We start from the raw sequence: 23549 nt of genomic DNA on the forward strand, positions 1-23549 counted from the left end.
TGCGGGCGGTCTTGTGTGAAGGTTTCAGGCGGCCGGGGCCAGGCCGAGGCTGGCCAGTTGCTCGACGCTGCCACGGCTCTGGATCAACCGTGGGTCATTCAGCGGCAGGCGCTGGCCCAGTTCGCTTTCGAGGATAGCCTGCAGTTTGATCCTGTCGACCTGGCCATTGGCGTCGACCGCGGGCGCCAGTTTGGCCGGGTCGATCTGCGCGGTCTTGCCGCCGGGGTAGTAGATGGCGCCGGTGGCAAAATCGATGCCGAAGGCGATCAGGCCGGGGAGCACGTAGAACAGGATACCAATGGCGTCCATGGCCGCGACGACGGGGTCGATCTTGCCTTCGATCTGGCCGCGACGGTCAGGGTAGAAGAGGGTGCCGCAGGCCGTCAGCTGGGTCAGCAAGGTGGCGATCAGGGCGCCACCGATGACGCGGGAAGGGATGCGCATGTAAATCTCCGGAATGGTAGCGTTGCAACGGCGCGACGAATGCCCGCGCCTGAGCTTAAGACCATGTTAGGCCAGCCTCGGTTCGCCGTTATACTCGGACGATTGTTCGAGGACCACCATGATTTCATTACCGATCGATGCCGTACTGTCCGACCTGCGCCTGGCCCTGGGCGCGCGTGACGAAGCGGTGCTCGAGGCGCCGCCCGGCGCCGGCAAGACCACCCGTGTGCCGCTGGCGTTGCTCGACGAGCCGTGGCTGGCCGGGCAGACCATCCTGATGCTTGAGCCGCGGCGCCTGGCGGCCCGCGCCGCCGCCGAGCGACTGGCCAGCGAGCTGGGGGAAAAAGTCGGCGATACCGTGGGCTACCGCATCCGCCTGGACAGCAAGGTCGGCCCGAACACGCGCATCGAAGTGGTCACCGAGGGCATCCTCACTCGCCGCTTGCAAGCCGATCCAGCGCTCGAAGGCGTGGGCTTGCTGATCTTCGATGAGTTCCACGAGCGCAGCCTGGATGCCGACCTTGCCCTGGCCCTGAGCCTCAATGGCCGGGCCCTGCTGCGTGACGAGCCGCCGCTGAAGATCCTGCTGATGTCGGCGACGCTGGAGGGCGAGCGTTTGTCGCGGCTGCTCGACGATGCGCCGATCATCAGCAGCCAGGGGCGCATGCACCCGGTGGATATCCGCTGGGGACGGCCTTTCCAGCCCGGTGAGTTCGTCGAGCCGCGAGTGGTCGATTGCGTGCTCCAGGCCCTCGCCGACGAAACGGGCAGCCTGCTGGTGTTCCTGCCTGGGCAAGCGGAGATTCGCCGTGTGCACCAGGCCTTGCAGGAAGCGCTCGGCGAGCGCCCCGGTATCCTGTTGTGCCCACTGCATGGCGAACTCGATCTCACTGCCCAGCGCGCGGCCATCGAGCCGGCGCCCAAGGACCAGCGCAAGGTCGTGCTGGCGACCAATATCGCCGAGACCAGCCTGACCATCGACGGCGTGCGCGTGGTCATCGACGCAGGATTGGCGCGGGTGCCGCGCTTTGATCCCGGCAGCGGCATGACACGCCTGGATACCCAGCGCATCTCCCGCGCCAGTGCCACCCAGCGCGCCGGGCGTGCTGGGCGCCTGGAGCCGGGGGTGTGCTACCGGTTGTGGTCCGAGGCCCAGCACGACCAGCTGGCGGCCCACGGCGGCGCTGAAATCCTCCAGGCCGACTTGGCGGGGCTGGCCCTGCAACTGGCGCGCTGGGGCGTGCCGCCGGAACAGTTGAGCTGGCTCGACCAGCCGCCGCCGTCCGCCTATGCCCAGGCCCAGGACTTGTTGGCCCGCCTCGGTGCGTTCAAGCCTGGCAGCCGCGACAACCTCGGCGCCCACGGCCAGGCCATGGCCGAACTGCCCACGCACCCGCGCATCGCCCATCTGCTCTTGCGTGGCCAGGACCTGGGCCTGGCCGAGCTGGCCTGCGATGTGGCGGCGTTGCTCGGCGAGCGCGACATCCTGCGCGGCGCTGGCGCTGACCTGCATAGCCGGCTGGCGCTGCTCAGCGGCGAAGCCCGCGTAGCCCGTGGCGGGCAGGGCGGCGTGCAGCGCGCGCGGCAACTGGCCCGGCAATATCGCGGCCAGTTGCGTGGCAAGCCGCGCAGCCCGGTGGCCGACCCCGACCATCCGCGCTGGCTGGGCGCGCTGCTGGCGCTGGCCTATCCCGACCGAGTGGCGCAACAGCGTCGCGAAGGCGGTGCCGAGTACCGCCTGGCCAACGGCCGGGCGGCCCTGTTCGGCGAAGTCGACGCGCTGATGAAAAGCCCATGGCTGGTGATTGCCGACCTCGGCAGCCGCCAGGGCCAGCGCGAGGAGCGCATCTACCTGGCCGCCGAGTTCGACCCGGCGCTGCTCGATGGTGTGCTGGCCGAGCAGGTCGAGCAACTCGACCTGCTCGACTGGGATGAACGCGAACAGGTGCTGCGTGCCGAACGCCAGCGCAAGGTCGGTGAACTGGTGCTCAGCCGTGAACCCCTGCCAGGCCTGGACGAAGAGGCGCGGGCCAAGGCCCTGCTTGGCCTGGTGCGACGCAAGGGCTTGAACCTGTTGACCTGGACGCCCGAGCTGCGCCAGTGGCAGGCCCGAGTCGCGCTGTTGCGTCAACTCGATTTGCAAAAGGACGGCGACAGCCAATGGCCGGATCTGGGCGACCAAGCCCTGCTCGCCAACCTGGAGGACTGGTTGCAACCCTACCTGGGCAAGGTCTCGCGTCTTAGCCACTTCGCCGCGCTGGACCTGCCAGCGCTGCTGCGCAACCTGCTGCCCTGGCCGTTGCCCCAGCGCCTGGATGAACTGGCGCCGTCGCACTTGAGCGTGCCCTCGGGCTCCAGCATTCGCCTGGACTACAGCGAGCAGCCACCGATTCTTGCCGTGCGCCTGCAGGAGCTGTTCGGCCTGGCCGACACCCCGCGTATCGCCAACGGCCGCCAGCAGGTCAAGTTGCACCTACTGTCGCCGGCACGCCGCCCGGTGCAGGTGACCCAGGACCTGGCCAACTTCTGGCGTACCACTTATGCCGAGGTGAAGAAGGATCTCAAGGGGCGATACCCCAAGCATTACTGGCCGGATGATCCGCTGGTGGCCGAGGCCACCGCCCGGGCCAAGCCTCGGGGAACCTGACCTGGAGCTGTTTCACCCTGCCTGTCGTTTGCCGCGACACGCAAGATGGCCCGATGCCTTGGCAACCGTCGAGGTATCCAACAGCAAAGGTCTTTTTCAACATGAATCTCGAGCAAGTCTCAAGCGCGGCACCGATGTCCTTCAGTAACCTAAAAATTTTCGAGTGCACCATTCACGCGATCTACCAGGGCGCAACCTACCCCATTGTGCTCAGTACCGAGGAGGACTATGCCAAGTCCATCGTACCTGGTCGCTGGGATTGGCTGATCAAGGGCGAGCCAGGCAAGACCTACGAGGACAGTCGGCGAGTCTTCCAGTTCAAGCTGCACGCCCACACCACCGACCGCCTGCATTACCAGATGTGCGGAACCGGACAACGTGAGAGGCGTCGACTGGCCCGCAGCAACAAAGGCTACATCGGCATGTATGCCGCCGCCGAAGCAATCATGACCTTCAAGCTTGAGCCACTGGCCTGGGACGGGCGGCAATTGCGGTGCCGCTGGCGTGATCACGAGGGGCATACGGTCAAGATTGGTGAATACCCCACCGATGGTAGGCCCTATGACCGTCTGGGGGGGTATCTGGACCATCTGAACGTTTATACAGAATATGCCGAAAGTCTGTGTGAGTTCCTGATCACACCGTTGCGCTGAGGCCCCGGCTCAGGCGCCCGCTTCGCTTTCGCGCAACATGAACAGGCGATACAGCACCACGGTGGCGAACAGCTGCAGGAAGCCGTTGAAGCTGTCCACGGCCAATCGCACGCCGGGCTGTGGTTCGGGGAAGGCGCTGATCAGCAAGCCTTCGATCAACCACAGCGGCGCCAGCACCGCCAGCATGCAGATCATGATGCGCAGGAAGTGCCCGGTGGTCATGCGTGCGCTGGTGCGCATCGCCTCGATCACCGGCAGCCCGCGCAATACCAGCAGGTATTCGGCGAACACCAGGTTCACCATGATCCACACGCCGGGGAAGATGAACAGCAGCAGGCCCGCCGAGATCAGCAGCGTGCAGATCACCACCAGCAACGCCAGCCTTGGCCACAACTGCAGGGCGCGGGCGAACAGGTCGCGCTTGGCGATCGCCTGGCCGTTGCTGCGGGTGTCGAGGTAGAGGATCAGTGCCGCGGTGTACAGCGGGTAGAACAGCAGGCTGACCAGCATGCCGAAGGCCGGCGCGGCCTGCTCGCCCAGTTGCCGATCGAGCAGTTGGGTGAGGAGGGCCTCGAGCACCACCAGTGGCAGGCACAGCTGGAGGATGCTCGCCAGGTGGCGGCGGAAGAAGTACAGGGAGTCGCGCAGAACGCTCAGCGGATTCATCGGTCAACATCGCATGGCAGAAAAAGCAGGGCGTAACTTTAGCCCAGTCGGCGCGCTTGCTGAAAAAAGTTTCATGGCCCGGGCAATTGAATCGTCACGCCCGGGCCCTCATCTTTGACGCTGTCCGATGTCCTGTTCAGCCCATGAGGTTGCCCCGATGAACACTGAAGAACAAACCCTGATCGATGGCCTGTTCGGCCGTCTCAAGCAAGCTGAGGATCCGGCCCAGCCACGTGATGCCCAGGCCCAGGCACGCATCGAGGAGCATCTGCGCCAGCAGCCGGCGGCGCCGTATTACATGGCCCAGGCGATCCTGGTGCAGGAAGCGGCGATCAAGCGCCTGGACGAGCAGAGCAAGCAGCTCGAGGCCGAGCTCAAGCAGGCTCGGGCCCAGCTCGACGCGACCCGCTCCAGCGGCGCCAGCAGTGGTGGCGGTTTCCTCTCCAGCATATTCGGTGCCGGCGCGCGCAGCCCGGCGCCCGAGCCCCAGCGCTCGGTCGCCCCGCCACCCAGCTCTGGCGGCGGTTGGCGCGAACCGGCACCCCAGGCCTATGCACCACCGCCCCAGCAACCAGGCTTCGGCGCGGCACCCGCGCCAGCGCGTAGTGGTGCCAGCAGCTTCCTTGGCGGCGCCATGCAGACCGCCGCGGGCGTGGCCGGTGGCGTGCTCCTGGCCCAGGGCATCAGCAGCCTGTTCAATCACCATTCGCAACCTGAAGAGGTGGTCGAGGTAATCAAGGAAGAACCGGCGCCTGCCAGTGACCAGGGCGGCTGGAATGACCAGGACAGTCAGCGCCAGGTGGCCGACAACAGTGGCTGGGGCAATGACCAGGGCGGGTTCGCCGACACCGATTACAGTGGCGATGGCGGCGGCTTCTTCTCGGACGACGACTACGTCTGAGGGCTCTGGCATACTCGTTGAATTGCGGGCCGCGCAGCGGCCCTCTCCAAGACTCGACGAGGTGCCCTGGCTTGAAGAAGATCGCGCTGTTCGCCGATGTGCAGAACCTCTACTACACGGTGCGCCAAGGCCATGGCTGTCATTTCAACTATGCCGCGCTGTGGGCCGACGTCAGCCGCGAAGGGCAGATCGTCGAGGCGCTGGCCTATGCCATCGACCGCGGCGACAGCAAGCAGCAACAGTTCCAGCAGATCCTGCGCAACCTGGGTTTCGAGGTGCGTCTGAAACCCTATATTCAGCGCGCCGACGGCTCGGCCAAAGGTGACTGGGATGTGGGCATCACCCTGGATGTGATCGAGGCGGCGGCGCGGGTCGACCAGGTGGTGCTGGCCTCCGGCGACGGTGATTTCGACCTGCTGCTGGAGCGGGCGATGCAGCGCCATGGTGTGGAAACCGTGGTCTATGGCGTACCCGGATTGACGGCGTTGTCGGTGATTCGCGCGGCCAGCCGCTATGTGCCGATCGAGGGCAAGTTGCTGCTGCGCTGAGCGCCTACGACGATCGGCTCGATTTGCCGTTCAGATGTTCCAGCGGCACTCGTCGCGGCACCGCGCTCGAGAGAATGATCGAGGTCTTGCTGAAGCCCAGCTGCGATACCCGGTTGATCAGCGCCTCCAGCTCGCTCATCGACGCCACCGCTGCCTGCATGATCACGCACGGATCGCCGGTCACCCGGTGGCATTCGGTGAGTTCGGGGATCTTCTCCAGCGCTTCATAGGCCTGCTGGTTGCCATGGCTGGCCAGGCGCAGTTCGATCACGCACTGGATCGGCAGGCCGATCTTCTCCAGGTCGACCTTGGCGGTGTAGCCGCTGATCACCCCACTGGCCTCCAGCTTGGCCACGCGCTCGGCCACTGCCGGGGCGGAAAGATTGACCTGGCGCGCCAGCTGCGCGTAGGTGGCCCGGCCGTTTTCCAGCAGGGCGGCGAGGAGCATGCGATCGTACTTGTCCATGGTGAGTCCTGGTGACTTTGCAATCGATGGTGAACGGCGTGCATAACCGTTTATTACAAAGTGTTTTGGTGTTTTAAACCTGTTTTGTAACTTAAGTTTGCGGCAGGCCCTTCCTAAACTAAGTCACCCGTAAACGGATTTCGAGCCCTCTTTCATGCCTGCCTCCCGTCGCTTCCCGTTGTTGCTCATCGGTGCCTTCCTCGCCCTGTACCTGGTCTGGGGCTCGACCTACCTGTTCATCCGCATTGGCGTGGAGTCCTGGCCACCGCTGCTGATGGCCGGGGTACGCTTTGTGATTGCCGGCAGCCTGCTCTACGGCTTCCTGCGCTGGCGCGGGGCGCCGGCGCCGACCTGGCCGCAATGGCGCGCGGCCGGAGCCATCGGCTTCCTGCTGCTCAGTTGCGGCAACGGCGGCGTGACCCTGGCCGAGCACGCCGGGGTGGCCTCGGGCGTGGCCGCCCTGGCGGTGGCCACCGTGCCGCTGTTCACCCTGGTGTTCGGCCTGTTCTTCGGCCACCGCAATTCACGGCTGGAATGGGCGGGGATCGTGCTTGGTCTGGTCGGTATCGGCTTGCTCAACATGGGCTCCAACCTGCAGGCCAGCCCCATGGGCGCGGCGCTGATCCTGTTCGCCGCGGCAGCTTGGGCTTTTGGCTCGGTGTGGAGCAAGAGCCTGCCACTGCCCCAGGGCGCCATGGCCAGCGCCGCGGAAATGCTGGTGGGCGGCATCGCGCTGCTGATCGGCAGTGCCCTGAGCGGTGAGCGCATGACCCAGATGCCCAGCGCCGCCGGTTGGGGCGCGCTGGCCTACCTGGTGTTGTTCGGCTCGATCCTGGCGTTCAGCTCGTACATGTACCTGCTCAAGCACGTGCGCCCGGCCGCGGCCACCAGCTACGCCTACGTCAACCCGGCGGTGGCGGTGCTGCTGGGGATTCTGTTCGCCGGCGAGCAGATCGGCGCCGAAGAGTGCGTGGCCATGGCGGTGATCATCGGCGCGGTGGTGCTGATCGGCCTGCCGCAATGGCGCAAGGCGCCGGCGCAGCCCGTGTCGCTGAAGGAAGGGGTGTGCAAATAAGGCAAGGGGCTTCTGACCCTGTGGGAGCAACTGTCTTGCTCTCGCGCGGTCGCTGTGGGAGCGGCTTCAGCCGCGAACACCGCCACAGCCGGTGCCAGGCACCGCGTCGCTTGCTTCGCGGCGGTTCGGCGCCCCGATAAACCCGCTCCCACAGGGCCTTTGTTCTTTGGGCCGCCGTGGTGCTGGGGTAAACTTGCCGCCTTCGCTGAACCCCCTGACGGTATTGCCATGAACTTCGCCCAACTCGGCCTGATCGAACCGCTGCTGCGCACCTTGCAGACGCTGGACTACACCACCCCCACCCCGGTCCAGGCCAAGGCCATCCCCGCCGTGCTCGCTGGCCGCGACCTGATGGCCGCGGCCCAGACCGGCACCGGCAAGACCGCCGGCTTCGCCCTGCCGGTATTGCAGCGCCTGGCCCTGGAAGGGGAGAAGGTGGCCAGCAACTCGATTCGCGCGCTGGTGCTGGTGCCGACCCGCGAGCTGGCCGAGCAGGTGCATGCCAATGTGCGCGAGTATGCCGAGAACCTGCCGCTGTCCACCTATGCGGTGTATGGCGGGGTCAGCATCAACCCGCAGATGATGCGCCTGCGTCGTGGTGTCGACCTGCTGGTGGCCACCCCGGGCCGCTTGCTTGACCTGTTCCGCCAGAACGCTATCAAGTTCGGCCAGGTACAGACCCTGGTGCTCGACGAAGCTGACCGCATGCTCGACCTGGGCTTCGCCGAGGAGCTGCAGGCGGTGTACGCCGCGCTGCCACGCAAGCGCCAGACCTTGCTGTTCTCCGCCACCTTCTCGGAGCAGATTCGCCTGCTCGCGGGCCTGGCCCTGAACGACCCGCTGAGTATCGAAGTCAGCCCGCGCAACACCACCGCCAGCACGGTCAAGCAGTGGCTGGTGCCTGTGGATAAAAAGCGCAAGGCCGACCTGTTCTGCCACCTGCTGCGCAAGCAGCGCTGGAAGCAGGTGCTGGTGTTCGCCAAGACCCGCAATGGCGTGGACCAATTGGTCGAACGCCTGCTGGCCGAGGGCGTGAATGCCGATGGCATCCACGGCGACCGCCCGCAAGCGACCCGCCAGCGGGCGCTGGACAGCTTCAAGGCCCGTGAGGTCCAGGTGCTGGTGGCCACCGATGTCGCCGCTCGTGGCCTGGATATCGACGACCTGCCGCTGGTGGTCAACCTCGACCTGCCGATTGTCGCCGAGGACTATGTGCACCGGATCGGCCGTACTGGCCGTGCCGGCAACAAGGGCGAGGCGATTTCGCTGGTGTGTGCGGACGAGGTGAACCTGCTGGCAGCGATCGAGACGCTGATTCGCCAGCAGTTGCCGCGCCATGAAGAACCGGACTTCATCCCCGATCACCGGGTGCCGCAGATCGATGCCAGTGGCCAGGTGGTGAAGAAACCGAAGAAGCCGAAAAAGCCCAAGGAGAACAGCGCCACGCGCGGCCTGGGGCGCTGGATGGACAGCGCCGAGTCGGGCGCGGCGGAGCCGGCGGTGAAGGCCGTGCGCAAGGTCCCGAGCTTCGGCGCCAAGCCGCGCAAGCGCAAACCCTGAAGCGCTTCGCCGGCAAGGCCGGCTCCTTTAGGAGCCAGCCTTGCCGGCGAATGGGGCTTCACGTGGAGCGCATCAGCCAATCCGCCGCCGCATGTCCCGCGCGCAACCCACTGGCAAAACACGCCGTCAGCAGATATCCCCCAGTCGGCGCCTCCCAGTCCAGCATCTCGCCGGCGCAGAACACCCCCGGCAAGCCCGCCAGCATCAACCCCTCGTCCAGCGCCTCGAAGCGCACGCCACCGGCGCTGCTGATCGCTTCGTCCAGCGGCCGGACACCCACCAGCGTGATCGGCAGGGCCTTGATCGCCGCCGCCAACCGCTGCGGCTCGGCGAAGGTCGCCGGATCGGTGAGTTCGCGCAATAGCGCGGCCTTGACGCCGTCGAGACCCAACTGGCCGTGCAGGTGCTTGGCCATCGAGCGCGAACCCCGGGGTTTGGCCAGGGCCTGGGCGATCTTGTCCACAGGCCGGTCCGGTAGCAGATCGAGCAGCAAGGTCGCCTGGCCGTCACGGTTGATCGCTTCGCGCAGTGGCGCCGACCAGGCATACACCAGGCTGCCTTCCACGCCCTGGGCGGTCAGGATGAACTCACCCTTGCGCGGCGCGGCGCTGGGCATGGCCAGGGCAATGTTCTTCAGCGGCGCGCCGGCGAACTTGCTCTTGAGCAGGTCGCTCCAACTCGCCACCTCGAAGCCGCAGTTGCTCGCCTGCAAGGGCGAGATATCCACACCCCGATCGGCCAGCAGCGCAACCCAGGCGCCGTCCGAACCCAGGCGCGCCCAACTGCCGCCACCCAAGGCCAGTACCACGGCGTCTGCGCGTACCTGCAACTCACCCTGTGGATAAGCGATCCGCAAGGCGCCATCGGCGCTCCAGCCCAGCCAGCGGTGGCGGGTGTGGATAACCACCCCGGCCTCGCGCAGGCGCTTGAGCCAGGCGCGCAGCAGGGGCGCGGCCTTCATGTCGCGGGGGAACACCCGGCCCGAGGTGCCGACGAAGGTCTCGATGCCCAGGCCATGGATCCACTGGCGCAGCGCTTGGGCATCGAAGCCGCGCAGCAGCGCATCGATCTCGCCCTGGCGTTCGGCGTAGCGTGTGACGAAGGCAGGGTAGGCTTCAGAATGGGTAATGTTCATGCCGCCGACCCCGGCCAGCAGGAACTTGCGGCCCACCGATGGCATGGCATCGAACACCTCGACCGCCACGCCACGTTGGGCCAGGGCCTCGGCGGCCATCAGGCCGGCGGGGCCGCCACCGATCACGGCGACGAGGGGGCGGGAGCGAGCTGTGGAATCGTTCATGGCGGGGCGGCAGGCTGTGGAAAAGAACGCGCATTCTACCCCAGCGCGGCCTGCCAGGGCACTGATCAAATAATGATCAACTCTTTGCAGGTCAGGCAGTTAAAGGGCTGGCGGGGCTTTCCCGCAGGTTATCCACAGGCGGTTCCACAGTCATTGTGAACAACCGATGACCCGCGCCGCGCTGTGATGGAGGATACCGTGACGTCGCGCCAGGGCGGCGCGGTCCTTGCTGTAGCCACCGCCGATCACCCCCACCACCGGGATATCGCGGCCCAGGCACTGGCGCAGCACATGCTCGTCGCGGGCAGCCAGGCCCGCATCGGTGAGGTGCAGGTAACCCAGGGCATCATCCTTGTGCACGTCGACCCCGGCGTCGTACAGCACCAGGTCAGGTTGGTACAGCGGCAGCAGGTAGTTCAGCGCATCCTCGACCACCTTGAGATAGGCCTGGTCGTCCATGCCGCGCGGCAAGGGAATATCCCAGTCGCTCTGGGCCTTGCGCGCCGGGAAGTTCTGCTCGCAGTGCAGCGACACGGTGATCGCCTCCGGGGTGTCGTGGAGGATGCGCGCGGTGCCGTCGCCCTGGTGCACGTCGCAGTCGAAGATCAGCACCCGTTGCACCCGTCCGGCCGCCAGCAGGTAATGACTGATCACCGCCAGGTCGTTGAAGATGCAGAACCCGGCGGGGTGATCGTAGTGGGCGTGGTGGGTGCCACCGGCCAGGTGGCAGGCGATGCCGTGTTGCAAGGCCTGCTCGGCGGCCAGCAGCGAGCCACCGACCGCGCGCACGGTGCGCCGGGCCAGGGCTTCGCTCCAGGGCAGGCCCAGGCGACGCTGGTCTTCGCGCGACAGTTCGCCGTTCATGTAGCGCTCGATGTAGCCGCGGTCGTGGGCCAGGGCGAGGATGTCATTGGGGCAGATCTGCGGGCGCAGCAGGGCCGCATCGGTGGTCAGGCCGCTGTCCACCAGGTGATCGCGCAGCAGGCGGAACTTGTCCATCGGGAAGCGATGGTCAGGGGGGAATTCAGGGCTGTAGTCGTCGTGGTAGATCAGCGGCAGGTGCATGGTGTCGGCGCGGTGGGGGCGAGTGCCGATCTTGCCAGCATTGCCGGCGCCGATGCCAATGCAATCGAGCGTGGCAGGAGCCGGCTTGCCGCCTGGTTCGGCGCAAGGCTGGCTCCAATGGGGGATGTGGGGTCAGCGGGTGGTGGACGCCAGCACGCGCTGCCAGTCCGGTTCGTTCATGCGCCCGAGGATCCGCGCCTTGCCGTTGCCATCCACCGAGACGAACAGCGCGCTGGCATAGCCGCTCTCGCGCTCGCCACCCGGTACATGCTGCTGGCGGGCGAAATGGTCGATGCAGCCGTTGTGGGTGATCAGCACCAGGTTGTGCCCGGGCCGCTTGCGCGCCATCGCCTCGGCGGGGAACTGGTGGTCGCAACGCGCCAGCCAGTCTTCGCCGGCGACCGCCTGGCCGAGGATGAAATGCGCGGTCTGGCGGGTGCGCAGCTTGGGGCTGCTGAGCAGGTCGCTGCCATCGAGGCCCAGTTGCTGCATGCCCTGGCCGACTCGCTGCGCGGCCAGGCGGCCGGCGACGGTGATGCCGCTGGGATCATCCAGGCACGGCCCGGGGGCCGCATCGCAACGCTCGGCGTGGCGGATCATCACGATCACTGCGCCGTCCTTCCAGTCTTGCAGCAGGCCGCTGTCGCTCAGTTGTTGCTCGTTGCCAAGGTTCACGATGTGAGTCCTCGTCGCTAGCCACGCCCCGCCACCGACGAGGGTCAGGAGCAGGCCAAAGGCGGCGCCGAGGGTCAGGGGCGAACGGCGGCGCCGGGGCCGGGCCAGGGTGGCCGGGTTGGGCAAGGTGTTGCTGGGATGCATGCGTCACTCCGATGGCATTGCGGCGTCGACGATGGCCGCGGTGTCTGCCGGGATTCTGCGCAGCAGGCTGTCGGAGGGCGGTGAAGCCGATGTGAAAAAAGCATCGGGTTGGGTGCGATCACCTGGATCGTCCTACGCTGTACACTGGCGCACTGCGATTCTGGAGCCAGCCGATGCCCCCCATCCTTGAACTGGAAAGCCCGCGCCTGGTGTTGCGCCAATGGCAGGACGACGACCTGCGCGAGTTCGCCGCGCTGTGCGCCGATCCGCAGGTGATGCGCTATTTCCCCGCGCCTATGAACCGGGTGGAGGCTGCCGCGCTGATCGGCCGCATCCGTGGCCACTTCAACGAATACGGCTTTGGCTTGTGGGCACTGGAGCGCAAGGATACCGGCGCCTTCATCGGCATGACCGGGCTGCTCAACGTCAGCTTCGACGCAGCGTTCGTCCCGGCCGTGGAGATCGGCTGGCGCCTGGCCCGGCGCCACTGGGGCCTGGGTTTTGCCAGCGAGGCGGCGTGGGCCTGCCTGCGCTGCGCCTTCGCCCAGTTGCAGCTGGACGAGGTGGTGTCGTTCACCAGTGAAAGCAACGTGCCTTCGCAGAAAGTCATGCAGGCCATCGGCATGGTCCAGGACCTGGACGGCAGCTTCGAGCATCCGCGCCTGGCGGTTGGCGATCCATTGCGTGCCCATGTGCTGTATCGCATCGACCGAGCGCGCTGGCAACAGAACCTGCGCGGTTGAATGCACGGGTATTCACTCGACGGGTTGAATGACAAACCTTGTATCATTTGCCGACATAACAGCACCGTGACGCCTTGCCAGGAGATGCCCATGAGCCATGTACTCGACGATCTGGTCGACTTGCTGAGCCTCGAGTCGATCGAGGAGAACCTGTTCCGTGGACGCAGCCAGGACCTGGGCTTTCGTCAGCTGTACGGCGGCCAGGTGCTCGGCCAGTCGTTGTCGGCCGCCAGCCAGACGGTCGAGGAAGCGCGTCACGTGCATTCGTTGCATGGCTACTTCCTGCGCCCGGGCGATGCCAGCATGCCGGTGGTCTACTCGGTGGACCGCGTGCGCGATGGCGGCAGCTTCAGCACCCGGCGAGTGACGGCGATCCAGAAGGGCCAGCCGATCTTCACCTGCAGTGCGTCGTTCCAGTACGACGAGGACGGCTTCGAGCACCAGGCGCAGATGCCCGAGGTGGTCGGCCCGGAGAACCTGCCCAGCGAGGTCGAGCTGGCCCGCACCCTGGCCGACAAGCTGCCTGAGCGCATCCGCGAGAAGGTGCTGTGCGCCAAACCGATCGAGATCCGCCCGGTTACCGAGCGTGACCCGTTCAATCCCAAACCCGGCGACCCGGTCAAGTATGCCTGGTTCCGCGCCGACGGCACGCTCCCGGATATCCCCGCGTTGCACAAGTACCTGCTGGCCTACGCCTCGGACTTCGGCCTGCTGACCACCGCGCTGCTGCCCCATGGCCGCTCGGTGTGGCAGAAGGATATGCAGATCGCCAGCCTCGACCACTCGCTGTGGTTCCACCGCGACCTGCGCGCCGATGACTGGCTGCTGTACGCCACCGACAGCCCCTGGGCCGGTAACGCCCGTGGCTTCTGCCGTGGCAGTATCTTCAACCGCGCTGGGCAACTGGTGGCCTCGTCGACCCAGGAAGGCCTGATCCGCCACCGCAAGGATTGGGCATGAGCCTGGCCGAAATCCGCCATTGGGTGTTCGACATGGACGGCACCCTGACCGTGGCGGCGCATGACTTCGCGGCCATTCGCGAGGCGCTGGGTATTCCGCCCGCGCACGACATCCTTACTCACCTGGCGGCGTTGCCGACGGACGAGGCGGCGGCCAAGCACGCCTGGCTGCTGGAGCACGAGCGCGACTTGGCGCTGGCCTCGCAGGCCGCTACAGGGGCGCTGGAGCTGGTGCGCGAGTTGGCCGCGCGTGGTTGCCGGTTGGCGATCCTCACTCGCAACGCCCGGGAGCTGGCCCATGTCACGCTGGAGGCCATCGGCCTGGCCGATTACTTCCCGGTCGAACAAATCCTCGGCCGTGACGAAGCCGCGCCCAAGCCTAGCCCGGATGGGTTGTTGCAGATTGCCCAGGCCTGGGGCGTGGCGCCGCAACAGATGGTCATGGTTGGCGACTATCGCTTCGACCTCGATTGCGGCCGCGCCGCCGGCACCCGCACGGTGTTGGTGAACCTGCCGGACAACCCCTGGCCGCAGTTGGTCGATTGGCATGCGGTGGATTGCCGGGCGTTGAGGGCGATGCTCGGCTGAGGGACGCATCGCTGCGTGATTGGCTAAGCTGCACTCCACACTTTTCCACGAGATGGAGACCCATCCCATGAGCAACAAGGCCATCTACGTCCAACCCGGCGGCGGCTACGACAAGGTCCAGGTCGGCACCTGCGAGGCCGCCGCGCCCAAGGCCGGTGAAATCACCGTGCGCCTGCACGCCAGTTCCCTCAATTACCATGACTTTGCCGTGGTCAGCGGCATGTGGGGGCCGAGCGAACGCCGTATCCCCATGGCCGACGGTGCCGGCGAGGTCATTGCGGTAGGGGCGGGCGTCAGCGAATTCCAGGTCGGCGACACGGTGGTCAGCACCTTCTTCCCCGACTGGCTCGACGGCCAGGCCCAGGTCGAAGGCTTCGCCAGCGTGCCGGGCGATGGTATCGACGGTTATGCCCGCGAGCAGGTGACGGCTCGCGCCACGTCCTTCACCCACGCGCCGAAGGGCTACAGCCATGCCGAGTCGGCGACCCTGACCACCGCCGGCCTCACCGCCTGGCGCGCGCTGATGAGCGATGACCACCTCAAACCGGGTGACAGCGTGCTGGTGCAGGGCACCGGCGGCGTGTCGATCTTCGCCTTGCAGTTCGCCAAGCTGGCGGGCGCCACGGTGATCGCCACTTCGTCCAGCGATGCCAAGCTCGAGCGCCTCAAGGCCCTTGGCGCGGACCACCTGATCAACTACAAGACCACGCCGGCATGGGGCGAGAAAGTGCGTGAGCTCACTGCTGGACGTGGCGTGGACCATGTGATCGAAGTTGGCGGGCCGGCCACCCTGGAGCAATCGATGATTGCCGCGCGTATCGGTGGGCATGTGTCGCTGATCGGTATTCTCACCGGCGTGGCCGGGCAGTTGCCGCTGGTCCAGGCGCTGGTGCGGCAGATCCGCCTGCAAGGGGTGCTGGTGGGCAGCCGCGCGCAACAGCAGGCGATGGTCCGGGCCATTGACGCCAATGGCTTGCGGCCGGTGGTGGACAAGCATTTTGAGCTGGAGCAGATCGTCGAGGCGTTCCGCTACCAGGAGAGCAACCGGCATTTCGGCAAGATCTGCCTGACCTGGTGATGCAGCAGATAGTTTGCGCAGATCCCTGTGGGGGTGGGTCTATCGGGGCGTTGAACCGCTGCGAATAAAACAACGCGGTGCCTGGCACCGGCTATGCCGGTGTTCGCGGCTGAAGCCGCTCCCACAGGGACCGCGCCGACCTCAGGGCATGCACCACACCTGTGGGAGCGGGTTTATCGGGGCGCCGAACCGCCGCGAAGCAAGCGACGCGGTGTCTGGCACCGGCTGTGCCAGTGTTCGCGGCTGAAGCCGCTCCCACAGCGACCGCGCCGACCTCAGGACATGCACCACACCTGTGGGAGCGGGTTTATCGGGGCGCCGAACCGCCGCGAAGCAAGCGACGCGGTGCCTGGCACCGTCTGCACCGGTGTTCGCGGCTGAAGCCGCTCCCACAGCGACCGCGCCGACCTCAGGACATGCACCACACCTGTGGGAGCGGGTTTACCCGCGAAGCAAGCGACGCGGTGCCTGGCACCGGCTGCACCGGTGTTCGCGGCTGAAGCCGCTCCCACAGCGACCGCGCCGACCTCACGGCATGCACCATACCTGTGGGAGCGGGCTTGCCCGCGAAGCAAGCGACGCGGTGCCTGGCACCGGCTGTGCCGGTGTTCGCGGCTGAAGCCGCTCCCACAGCGACCGCTCTAGCTTTAGCAGTTGAGCAAGACAGTTGCTCCCACAGGCACCGCGCTTGCCTCAGGTATGTGAGAGCAACGGGAACATCAGCGCTTGCCCTTCCAATGCGGTAGCCGTCGAACCCCAGACAAACAACGCATCGTCGTTATCCACAAGCCGCGTGGCGAACCCCTCGCCCTGCAACGGCGTGAACCCCAGCACTACCTCGCGGGTCTCGTCGCGGACCAACTCCCCGACAATCTCCAGCAACGCGACCGGCCGTGCGCAGTACACCTCGGCCAGCACCATCCGGCCTTGCTCGTGCTCCACCACCACATAGGCGTCATGCACCGTCGAATAGTGCAACGCCTCGCGGTACGGGCCCTGGCAATAGAACATGGTCTGCGACACATGCGGCTGCAGGCTCAAGCGTGCCTGTGGGCAACTGCTGGCGACCGTTGCCATGAACTGTCGACGTTGTTCGCTGTTATCGAGGTCAACCGGTTTGAAGGAGTTGGCGCAGGGTGGGGCCGACCACGGCAGGTAATGCTCGTGCTCGACCACCCGGCGAAAGCCGAACTTGGGGTACAGCTCCAGCACCGTGCTGTTGGCAAACAGGTACAGCAGGTCGCAGTGCTCGGCCCAGCGCGTCACTAATCGTTCCATCAGGTAGCGGCTGTAGCCGTTGCCTTGTGCATCGGGAACGGTCATCACCGTGCCGATCTGCACGGTGCGCAGGTGCTGGCCGTCGAAGCTGAAGTCGAGCCGATTGCTCGAGGCGTTGGCCAGCATCTTGCCCGCGCGCACCAGTGAGCAGGGTTGGTGGTCGTCCGGCCAGAAGCCGGCCTGGTACCAGGCCTCGAAATCGAAGCCGTAGGTCTGTTGGGTCAGGGCATTGAGTGCGCCGCGCAGATGCGGGTCGTCGCGGTAGTGCTCGACCAGGCGCAGGCTGGGGTCATCGAGAATGACGGTCATGGCATCCCTTGCTGTCGGTGTAGTGGCCTCAACGTTACCTGTCGCCTGTTTGAAAAACTGTAAGGCTTTGTGTGGTGAGCTTGCGCCGCGACCTGGTTTGACGCAAACGGACAAGCCGAACGCGACATCTGCCGCGATCAGGCATGGGGTGTCGTGATCGCGCACCTACGGGACGTTCTCGAACAATTTTCCCACCGCCCAGGGGGCTTAAATGAACCCCGAGTCCGCCGGTGCGTTGCTCTGTGAAAGCGTGAACAAGGTCAACAACAGCGCGTGAGCGACGTGTCATTGTTATTGTTTTTCAAGGAGATGCTGTTTCGCCTGCGCCTGCCCATCCCGTCCTTGTGTCCGCAAAAAGAGAACAATATCAATGAACACCGTGGGAACTGATGGCAACCTTGCACAAGGTTTCAAGCCACGTCATGTAACGATGCTGTCGATCGCCGGCATCATCGGCGCCGGCCTTTTCGTCGGCTCTGGCCACGCCATCGCGGCGGCCGGCCCCGCCACCATTCTTTCCTATTTCGTGGCCGGCACCCTGGTGGTGCTGGTGATGCGCATGCTCGGCGAAATGGCCGTGGCCCACCCCGACACTGGCTCGTTTTCCACCTACGCCGACCAGGCCATCGGCCGCTGGGCCGGCTACACCATCGGCTGGCTGTACTGGTGGTTCTGGGTGCTGGTGATCCCCATCGAGGCGTTGGCCGCCGGGCATGTGCTCAACGCCTGGTTCCCCCAGGTGGACAGCTGGATCTTCGCCCTGGGCTCGGTGCTGTTGCTGGCCTGCACCAACCTGTTCAGCGTGGCCAAGTACGGCGAGTTCGAGTTCTGGTTCGCCATTCTCAAGGTCACCGCGATCCTCGGTTTCATCGGCCTGGGCTTCGCCGCGCTGTTGGGTTGGCTGCCCACGCGCGAGGTCAGCGGCCTGAGCACCCTGATGGACGAGCACGGCGGCTTCGCGCCCAAGGGCTGGTCGGCGGTGGTGGGGGCGTTTATCACCGTGATGTTCAGCTTCATCGGCACCGAGGCGGTGACCATCGCCGCCTCCGAATCCAGCGACCCGGCACGCAACATCGCCAAGGCCACCCGCTCGGTGATCTGGCGCATCAGTACCTTCTATATCCTGTCGATCTTCGTGATCATCTCGGTGGTGCCGTGGAACGACCCGCAGTTGGCCGTGGTGGGCTCGTACCAGCGGGCGCTGGAAATCATGAACATCCCCAATGCCGCGCTGATGGTCGACTTCGTGGTGCTGATCGCGGTGACCAGCTGCATGAACTCGTCGATCTACATCGCCTCGCGGATGATGTACTCGCTGGCCAAGCGCGGCGATGCCCCGGCGATGCTCAAGGAAACCTCCAAGGTAGGCGTGCCGCGCGCGGCGGTGTTCGGCAGCACGCTGATCGGTGCGGCCATCGCCATCCTCAACTACTTCGCGCCCAAGGGGGTGTTCGAGTTCCTGCTGGCCAGTTCCGGCGCCATCGCCCTGCTGGTGTACCTGGTGATCGCCATCTCGCAACTGCGCATGCGTGGACGGCTGGAGCGCGAGAACACCAACCTGAAGTTTCGCATGTGGTTGTTCCCGTACCTGACCTGGGCGGTGATCCTGTTCATCAGCGGCGCCCTGGCCGTGATGATGTTCACCGAAGAGCACCGGGCCGAGGTGACCGCGACCCTGAGCCTGGCGATCGTGATTTCGTTCCTCGGTATCGTGACCACGCGCGGGCATGCGCGGGCGGTGGGCGCGCGGTCGATGGGCTGATGGCGTTGACCCAGCCGGGGTTGAGAGGTTTTACCCGGCGGAACCTGTTTCGCATGCGTCAGTTTTATGAGGTCTATCGTGGGCATGCGGAACTTGTGTCAGCACTGCTGACACAAGTTCCGTGGACCCAAAACCTGATCATCCTCAGCCAGTGCAAACTCCCCGAAGAGCGCGAGTTCTACTTGCGTATGGCCGCACAGGAGAAGTGCTCGAGCCGTGAGCTTGAGCGCCAACTCAAGGCCGCGCTGTTCGCGCGCAGCGTGACGCAACCGGCCAAGGCATCGGCCGCGCTGATCGCCGAGTACCAGACCCGCCTGCCGGACAAGGCCCTGTTGCAGGCCAGGCTGCAGGAGTTCTATGCCCTCGATGCACAGCGCTAAGGTTTGTTCGGGAATATCACCTCGGCCACCTTCGGGCTGGCGAACAGATGGCCGGCATCGTGCCCCGCCTCGGGGATGACGAACTGGCGATGCGCAACGGCGACCCCCCAGGTGCGTGACAGGAAACCTTCGTAACGCAGATAACCGAGCTGGCGCTCGAGCCGATTCGGCCCCTGGGCCTCGGCGGCGCAACTGTGGTCCATGACCTTGCTATCGGCGTGAGTGTCGCGTTCGCCCACCAGGTAGGTCACATTGCGCGATGCATAGCGACGGAACAACTGAACGGCATCCAAACGTTGGCTGGCGAGGTAGGCGGGAGGCTGTTCCAGGCCATAGCGATAGCGGTTGTAGCCTGGGCAGCGGTTGTCCGGTATTGGTGCAAATCCGGTGGCGGTTGGCCGTTTGGCGTCCAGGTACAGGTATGAGGATGGGCTGGAGATCACGTAGCGCACTGGCAGGCTGGTGAAATCCTTGCCCATCACGGCATAGCGTTGCATGAGCTGGGCGCCCGCCGAGTGGCCGATCAGCACGACGTCCTTGAGGTGTGGGAAGCGACGGCGATCGGCGAGGTAGGCGAGCAGATCGTCGAGTACGCTGAAGCTGGTGATGCCCCGGTGTCCGGCGCTCGACTCGTTGCCTTGCATCCAACGGTCCTTGGGCCACAGTGGCAGGTCGTTGCTGGCCTGAGGGTCGGTGGCTGTGAGGAAGTTGGGTGCCAGCAGCAAGGTGTTGCGCGGAGTGAGCCCGGCATTGGTCAGGAGTTGTTCACCGGTTTGGTAATAGTCTTCGGCGTTGCGGCGTACGCCGTGGATGATTACCACGGCATGTTCGGCGGGTTGTGCTTGGTGCAGGTCGGAGTTGGTGTAGGCGAGGAAGACGTAGGGGTGGGGCTGGCCCAGGTGTAGCAGTTGCGGTGTGGCGTGGGCGATGGTGCTTGGCAGGGCCAGGAGGGCGCAGATCATGGCGTTGCGGTAGGTGGGCATCCTGGGGGCTCCTTAATTGTCAGTCCAAGGACTTGTCCTCGCAGGGGCAGGATAGGCTGCGATGCAACCTCCGTGGAAGCTGCATTTCAGGTAGGAAGAAGACGCCAGTAAGGTGTCTTCTTTGGTTTGGGATTTGGTGTGCCGGGGTAATCTGAACTGGTGACGCAAGCTATTGATTTAAAGATATTTTATCGGTTGTGTTTTCTTTCTGGAATGCCAATTGGAATGCCGATAGGATTTGCTTGGTACCTTGGGGCGTCTTGATGGGGGTTAGAGCTAGCTTCCAGTTAGGTATACGCCAGCATCAGTCTCCATCCTCACCAGGTTCTCAATGATTTGAGCTCGCTTCAGACCCTGCGCCTTCGCTAGCGCATCAAGTTGGGAGATCACCGTTTTCGAGAGAATGACGTTTACCTGCTTCTTGTCGGCGGTACGCTCGTCAAATTGCTTACGACTCCATCGCCTTTTGATTTCTCGAAGTATAGCCGTCCGTTCGTGACGGCCTACATCCCCTTGGTCGAAGAACATCAGCAGCTCTTGGTAGTTGCTGATTGGCGTTTGCCTAGAGCGCGGCGACAGATGATTCTTTTTAAGCCACTCCCAGGCGCAGACACAGCGCTTTTCGCTCTCTTTCTTATCGGTGAACCATTCGAATTCACTGTCCTTCGCCTTGTGTCTGAGCCAGTCCCGGTGAAGCTGTTCGACCTCCGATGCCTTTTCGACAATATCGATATCCCAAAGGTCGATCATGCCGATGAGGCGATCTCTGCCGGTGAGGTGGACTAGGCCGCGAGGCAGGCGCAAGTCAGTCATTTTTTCGATCTCGCGGAACAGCCATCGATGCTGCCGTTCATCCTCTTCGATCCACTCCAGCTTTTTGTCCGAAAGCAGGAGTCGATCTTTCTCTTGGGGGATGAGGGACTGGAAGAACCTACGGCCTCTCAGGGCTCTGGCTATCTCGTCACGCATGGTTAGGCCGTTGCAGGTTCTGAGGTCAAGCCTCGCCTCTTTGCAATGGTAGAGGTGCAGCCACAGCCAGATGTCGTGGCGATGGTTTCGATGAGGTTCTTGGAGCAGTTCGCTCAGCCTGTCGGCATCTTTGGTACGCGCGTGATTGTCAGTCTTCACGTCATTTCAGTTCCGATCTAAGGGCATTTCTGGTTCGGATTTTCGTCCGATTCTACATCTATTCTAGATCGATTCTAGCTAGTTTGTTTATGAAATCTAGCCCGCCTCTATGACGATTCTAGAATCATATTTTCCGTGTAAAGCCCATTTCTACTGGGGTTCAGTAGGGTTTTTGACTGTTTTTTGAGCTTTATATAGTCGAATAGCCGCGAGGCAGGGCTATAGCCTAAGTCGGAGTTCGGGTACCAGAGAAAACTGTACGTATGCACATTCACTGGCTGTAGGTGAATGAGAGGAGCGCCAGCGGATCAGTTCTTCAGTGTTTTTTTACCGGCTCTGCCAATCCTCTGAACGAATACGAGGAGCCCCGTTCATGAGGATCATCCGTCTGAAAGAAGTCATCGACTCGACCGGCCTTGCTCGGTCGACCATCTACAAATACATCGGGGAGGGCACCTTCCCGAACCCCGTCTCGCTGGGGGACCGCTGCGTCGGTTGGGTCGACAGCGAGGTGCACGACTGGATCCTGGCTAGGATCGAGGAGCGTGACCTGGCAGAGGGTATTACGGTGCGCGGCACTGGCCACCTGAGTGTGGCCAGCTAGAACTGACCATAAACGCCATGACTTGCTACGGCTGGTCATGGCGTTTATGCCGTTTGGGAAGGTCCTGTGTTCTCAGCTAACTCTCCCAGGATGCAGTTCGGCAAATCTTTAGGTAGGCAGGGCAATGTTGCTCCCCGTTGTCAGGTCTGCCGGGAGGGTCGGTAATGAACTGGGCTGCTTCTAGTGATATAGATAGCTACTGACTATCAATGCCTAACCATTCAATAGCTATTGGCCCTCATCCAGGACGACATCTAATGCACAGTCAGGGATAGGTAATCGGTTAAAAAATACACAACACATGCCTGGTATGCACAACAACCAACCAGGTATCCATCCATGACCAATCGCAAGACTTACACCCACCTTTCCCAGTCCGACATTGCTCTTCAGATCGAGCGATTTGTCCAGACCATCGAAAATTCCGATTCACCGGCATTCCGCATCAAGCAAGCCCGCACAGGGTACGAACGCGTCCAAGAGACCAAGCTCTCTCGGTACCTCGATCACATCCAGCAGATGCTAGACCTATTCGAAGGCCGTATCGAATACAGCTACAGCGAGCACCTGCAAGCGTTCAGAGCTGCATGTCAGGACATAGGGTTGGAGCGCCACCCTGATGGCTCTGCCTGTCTGAATGAGGAGGGTACGGCCTACCTGGATCATCATCACAGCATGAACGTCTTGGTCGCCCGGATCCGTCAGTTGACTCATGAGCGCTGGTATCTCCGCAGGAAACATGACCTCCGCCACCAGGCCAAGGAGCAGGAAATCCAAGTCTGTGACTACGCCGATGCCTTATGTGAGCTCTACTCACGCATCACCATCATCAGGATCGACTTCCACTACCGTTCTGAGGCGCAGGCCAGGCTACGCGTCGAGCACGTGTTCGAAGACTTGGATGAGCTGATTGCCAAGCACAAGCGCAATACGATTTTTGACCACCTCATCGGCCAGATTTATTCGGTGGAGCAGGGCGACAGGAATGATGGTGGGGGCTACCACATCCACGCTGCCTACTTCTTCAACGGCAACGAGGTGCAGGGCGATGTCTACAAGGCCATCCAGCTCGGTGAGCTATGGGAAGACATCACGCATGGCCAGGGTTACGTGCACAGCTGTAACTACGACAAGGAGAAATACGGTGACGAGTGTGGTATCGGCCGCATCCTGAGGAGTGATCGAGCAATTCGGCGTCATGTCCACAAGGTGGTGAGGTATCTCGTCAAAGATGCTCAGCACCTGCGCTTGAGACCAGAGGGGGCTCGATGCCTGCGGACGGGTCAGGTGAAGCATTCTCGTCGAGGGGGGTGACAGGACGTGGCCTCCTGGATTCTTGCAACTAGAAGCTCAGTCCACCGAGCAGTGTAAGCAGAGGGGGCCAAAACTCTAGTCGTTTCGCCCGCTAGCCGGCTTGGCAACCAGTTCATAGAGCCGCAATTTGAGCTCGATGACGCCCATGCCAACTACGCCTCGGCCTGCAGAGCGGCATGCGCATCAGCCTTATCTGTACAGGTGGCGGCGATGTGGCAAAACGCCGATGTCCAAGGATTGCGCCCTGGCCAACTGAAAGCACATCTGGAGCTCAACAAG

General features: G+C 64.0%; 22 protein-coding genes and 1 pseudogene. 14 read left to right on the forward strand and 9 right to left on the reverse strand.

The window, feature by feature from the left end; genetic code table 11:
- Window positions 1-24 precede the first annotated feature (24 nt).
- Window positions 25-444 (reverse strand): periplasmic Zn2+ metallochaperone PmcY, encoded by a 420-nt coding sequence (pmcY, locus tag HU772_RS03195; protein WP_186657055.1) that lies wholly within the window; start codon window positions 442-444, stop codon window positions 25-27.
- Between the two features lie 118 nt (window positions 445-562).
- Here pmcY and hrpB point away from each other — a divergent pair, with 118 nt between their 5' ends.
- Together hrpB and HU772_RS03205 are read left to right on the forward strand one after the other, a co-directional pair.
- Window positions 563-3091, forward strand: coding sequence for an ATP-dependent helicase HrpB (gene hrpB, locus HU772_RS03200; protein ID WP_186657052.1), 2529 nt, complete (start codon window positions 563-565; stop codon window positions 3089-3091).
- Between the two features lie 101 nt (window positions 3092-3192).
- Window positions 3193-3744: a hypothetical protein gene (locus HU772_RS03205; RefSeq protein WP_186657049.1), complete on the forward strand. Its 552-nt coding sequence runs from the start codon at window positions 3193-3195 to the stop codon at window positions 3742-3744.
- Window positions 3745-3753: 9 nt separating this feature from the next.
- Here the strand turns inward: HU772_RS03205 and HU772_RS03210 are convergent, their stop codons facing one another.
- Window positions 3754-4410 carry a YciC family protein gene (locus HU772_RS03210; RefSeq protein WP_186657046.1) on the reverse strand — a complete coding sequence of 219 codons (657 nt, stop codon included), beginning with the start codon at window positions 4408-4410 and terminating at the stop codon, window positions 3754-3756.
- A 157-nt stretch (window positions 4411-4567) separates the two neighbouring features.
- Between HU772_RS03210 and HU772_RS03215 the strand changes: the two genes are divergently transcribed.
- Window positions 4568-5311 (forward strand): DUF2076 domain-containing protein, encoded by a 744-nt coding sequence (locus HU772_RS03215; protein ID WP_186657043.1) that lies wholly within the window; start codon window positions 4568-4570, stop codon window positions 5309-5311.
- Between the two features lie 71 nt (window positions 5312-5382).
- Window positions 5383-5859, forward strand: coding sequence for an NYN domain-containing protein (locus HU772_RS03220; RefSeq protein ID WP_186657039.1), 477 nt, complete (start codon window positions 5383-5385; stop codon window positions 5857-5859).
- A gap of 4 nt (window positions 5860-5863) precedes the next feature.
- Here the strand turns inward: HU772_RS03220 and HU772_RS03225 are convergent, their stop codons facing one another.
- Complete coding sequence (locus HU772_RS03225; RefSeq protein ID WP_186657036.1) at window positions 5864-6325, reverse strand: Lrp/AsnC family transcriptional regulator; 462 nt, start codon at window positions 6323-6325, stop codon at window positions 5864-5866.
- Window positions 6326-6479: 154 nt separating this feature from the next.
- Between HU772_RS03225 and yedA the strand changes: the two genes are divergently transcribed.
- Both yedA and rhlE1 read left to right on the forward strand, forming a co-directional pair.
- Window positions 6480-7400: a drug/metabolite exporter YedA gene (gene yedA, locus HU772_RS03230; RefSeq protein ID WP_186657033.1), complete on the forward strand. Its 921-nt coding sequence runs from the start codon at window positions 6480-6482 to the stop codon at window positions 7398-7400.
- Between the two features lie 228 nt (window positions 7401-7628).
- Window positions 7629-8960, forward strand: a complete 1332-nt coding sequence (rhlE1, locus tag HU772_RS03235; protein ID WP_186657031.1) for an RNA helicase RhlE1 — start codon at window positions 7629-7631, stop codon at window positions 8958-8960.
- A gap of 58 nt (window positions 8961-9018) precedes the next feature.
- Here the strand turns inward: rhlE1 and HU772_RS03240 are convergent, their stop codons facing one another.
- From HU772_RS03240 to pmrG, 3 genes are all read right to left on the reverse strand, one after another.
- Window positions 9019-10260, reverse strand: a complete 1242-nt coding sequence (locus HU772_RS03240) for a TIGR03862 family flavoprotein (RefSeq protein WP_186657016.1) — start codon at window positions 10258-10260, stop codon at window positions 9019-9021.
- A gap of 150 nt (window positions 10261-10410) precedes the next feature.
- Window positions 10411-11325 carry a histone deacetylase family protein gene (locus HU772_RS03245; protein WP_186657013.1) on the reverse strand — a complete coding sequence of 305 codons (915 nt, stop codon included), beginning with the start codon at window positions 11323-11325 and terminating at the stop codon, window positions 10411-10413.
- A 132-nt stretch (window positions 11326-11457) separates the two neighbouring features.
- Window positions 11458-12144 carry a lipopolysaccharide core heptose(II)-phosphate phosphatase PmrG gene (pmrG, locus tag HU772_RS03250; protein ID WP_186657011.1) on the reverse strand — a complete coding sequence of 229 codons (687 nt, stop codon included), beginning with the start codon at window positions 12142-12144 and terminating at the stop codon, window positions 11458-11460.
- Between the two features lie 173 nt (window positions 12145-12317).
- Between pmrG and HU772_RS03255 the strand changes: the two genes are divergently transcribed.
- From HU772_RS03255 to HU772_RS03270, 4 genes are all read left to right on the forward strand, one after another.
- Window positions 12318-12887, forward strand: a complete 570-nt coding sequence (locus HU772_RS03255; protein ID WP_186657008.1) for a GNAT family N-acetyltransferase — start codon at window positions 12318-12320, stop codon at window positions 12885-12887.
- A 90-nt stretch (window positions 12888-12977) separates the two neighbouring features.
- Complete coding sequence (gene tesB / locus HU772_RS03260; RefSeq protein ID WP_186657005.1) at window positions 12978-13847, forward strand: acyl-CoA thioesterase II; 870 nt, start codon at window positions 12978-12980, stop codon at window positions 13845-13847.
- Window positions 13844-14434: an HAD family hydrolase gene (locus tag HU772_RS03265; protein WP_186657002.1), complete on the forward strand. Its 591-nt coding sequence runs from the start codon at window positions 13844-13846 to the stop codon at window positions 14432-14434. Before tesB ends, HU772_RS03265 begins: the two co-directional genes overlap by 4 nt.
- Before the next feature lie 67 nt (window positions 14435-14501).
- The gene (locus HU772_RS03270) at window positions 14502-15512 is read left to right on the forward strand and encodes a zinc-dependent alcohol dehydrogenase family protein (RefSeq protein ID WP_186656999.1); all 1011 of its coding nucleotides are present in this window, start codon (window positions 14502-14504) and stop codon (window positions 15510-15512) included.
- A 693-nt stretch (window positions 15513-16205) separates the two neighbouring features.
- Here HU772_RS03270 and HU772_RS03275 read toward each other — a convergent pair.
- Window positions 16206-17099, reverse strand: coding sequence for a GNAT family N-acetyltransferase (locus HU772_RS03275; protein WP_186656996.1), 894 nt, complete (start codon window positions 17097-17099; stop codon window positions 16206-16208).
- Between the two features lie 370 nt (window positions 17100-17469).
- Between HU772_RS03275 and gabP the strand changes: the two genes are divergently transcribed.
- Window positions 17470-18861: a GABA permease gene (gabP, locus tag HU772_RS03280; RefSeq protein WP_186656993.1), complete on the forward strand. Its 1392-nt coding sequence runs from the start codon at window positions 17470-17472 to the stop codon at window positions 18859-18861.
- Window positions 18861-19154 (forward strand): annotated as a pseudogene (locus HU772_RS03285) (DUF1016 N-terminal domain-containing protein); the annotation flags it as partial. The gene gabP and the pseudogene HU772_RS03285, both read left to right, overlap by 1 nt.
- Window positions 19155-19237: 83 nt before the next feature.
- Here HU772_RS03285 and HU772_RS03290 read toward each other — a convergent pair.
- Both HU772_RS03290 and HU772_RS03295 read right to left on the reverse strand, forming a co-directional pair.
- Complete coding sequence (locus HU772_RS03290; RefSeq protein ID WP_225923096.1) at window positions 19238-20224, reverse strand: alpha/beta fold hydrolase; 987 nt, start codon at window positions 20222-20224, stop codon at window positions 19238-19240.
- 276 nt (window positions 20225-20500) lie between these two features.
- The gene (locus tag HU772_RS03295) at window positions 20501-21352 is read right to left on the reverse strand and encodes a hypothetical protein (RefSeq protein WP_186656990.1); all 852 of its coding nucleotides are present in this window, start codon (window positions 21350-21352) and stop codon (window positions 20501-20503) included.
- 373 nt (window positions 21353-21725) lie between these two features.
- Between HU772_RS03295 and HU772_RS03300 the strand changes: the two genes are divergently transcribed.
- Complete coding sequence (locus tag HU772_RS03300) at window positions 21726-21956, forward strand: helix-turn-helix transcriptional regulator (RefSeq protein WP_186656987.1); 231 nt, start codon at window positions 21726-21728, stop codon at window positions 21954-21956.
- A gap of 339 nt (window positions 21957-22295) precedes the next feature.
- A complete protein-coding gene (locus HU772_RS03305) occupies window positions 22296-23270 on the forward strand; it encodes an inovirus-type Gp2 protein (protein ID WP_186656984.1) in 975 nt (324 codons plus the stop codon).
- Window positions 23271-23549 lie beyond the last annotated feature (279 nt).

Source organism: Pseudomonas xantholysinigenes (assembly GCF_014268885.2).
GTDB lineage: Bacteria > Pseudomonadota > Gammaproteobacteria > Pseudomonadales > Pseudomonadaceae > Aquipseudomonas > Aquipseudomonas xantholysinigenes.

Bases quoted from the DNA above. Each gene is read 5' to 3' on its own strand.
- pmcY (WP_186657055.1), bottom strand. From the start codon at position 444: ATGCGCATCCCTTCCCGCGTCATCGGTGGCGCCCTGATCGCCACCTTG.
- HU772_RS03225 (WP_186657036.1), bottom strand. From the start codon at position 6,325: ATGGACAAGTACGATCGCATGCTCCTCGCCGCCCTGCTGGAAAACGGC.
- HU772_RS03245 (WP_186657013.1), bottom strand. From the start codon at position 11,325: ATGCACCTGCCGCTGATCTACCACGACGACTACAGCCCTGAATTCCCC.
- hrpB (WP_186657052.1), top strand. From the start codon at position 563: ATGATTTCATTACCGATCGATGCCGTACTGTCCGACCTGCGCCTGGCC.
- HU772_RS03275 (WP_186656996.1), bottom strand. From the start codon at position 17,099: ATGACCGTCATTCTCGATGACCCCAGCCTGCGCCTGGTCGAGCACTAC.
- yedA (WP_186657033.1), top strand. From the start codon at position 6,480: ATGCCTGCCTCCCGTCGCTTCCCGTTGTTGCTCATCGGTGCCTTCCTC.
- rhlE1 (WP_186657031.1), top strand. From the start codon at position 7,629: ATGAACTTCGCCCAACTCGGCCTGATCGAACCGCTGCTGCGCACCTTG.
- HU772_RS03290 (WP_225923096.1), bottom strand. From the start codon at position 20,224: ATGCCCACCTACCGCAACGCCATGATCTGCGCCCTCCTGGCCCTGCCA.
- HU772_RS03265 (WP_186657002.1), top strand. From the start codon at position 13,844: ATGAGCCTGGCCGAAATCCGCCATTGGGTGTTCGACATGGACGGCACC.
- HU772_RS03210 (WP_186657046.1), bottom strand. From the start codon at position 4,410: ATGAATCCGCTGAGCGTTCTGCGCGACTCCCTGTACTTCTTCCGCCGC.
- pmrG (WP_186657011.1), bottom strand. From the start codon at position 12,144: ATGCATCCCAGCAACACCTTGCCCAACCCGGCCACCCTGGCCCGGCCC.
- HU772_RS03205 (WP_186657049.1), top strand. From the start codon at position 3,193: ATGAATCTCGAGCAAGTCTCAAGCGCGGCACCGATGTCCTTCAGTAAC.
- HU772_RS03240 (WP_186657016.1), bottom strand. From the start codon at position 10,260: ATGAACGATTCCACAGCTCGCTCCCGCCCCCTCGTCGCCGTGATCGGT.
- HU772_RS03255 (WP_186657008.1), top strand. From the start codon at position 12,318: ATGCCCCCCATCCTTGAACTGGAAAGCCCGCGCCTGGTGTTGCGCCAA.
- gabP (WP_186656993.1), top strand. From the start codon at position 17,470: ATGAACACCGTGGGAACTGATGGCAACCTTGCACAAGGTTTCAAGCCA.
- tesB (WP_186657005.1), top strand. From the start codon at position 12,978: ATGAGCCATGTACTCGACGATCTGGTCGACTTGCTGAGCCTCGAGTCG.
- HU772_RS03300 (WP_186656987.1), top strand. From the start codon at position 21,726: ATGAGGATCATCCGTCTGAAAGAAGTCATCGACTCGACCGGCCTTGCT.
- HU772_RS03270 (WP_186656999.1), top strand. From the start codon at position 14,502: ATGAGCAACAAGGCCATCTACGTCCAACCCGGCGGCGGCTACGACAAG.
- HU772_RS03215 (WP_186657043.1), top strand. From the start codon at position 4,568: ATGAACACTGAAGAACAAACCCTGATCGATGGCCTGTTCGGCCGTCTC.
- HU772_RS03305 (WP_186656984.1), top strand. From the start codon at position 22,296: ATGACCAATCGCAAGACTTACACCCACCTTTCCCAGTCCGACATTGCT.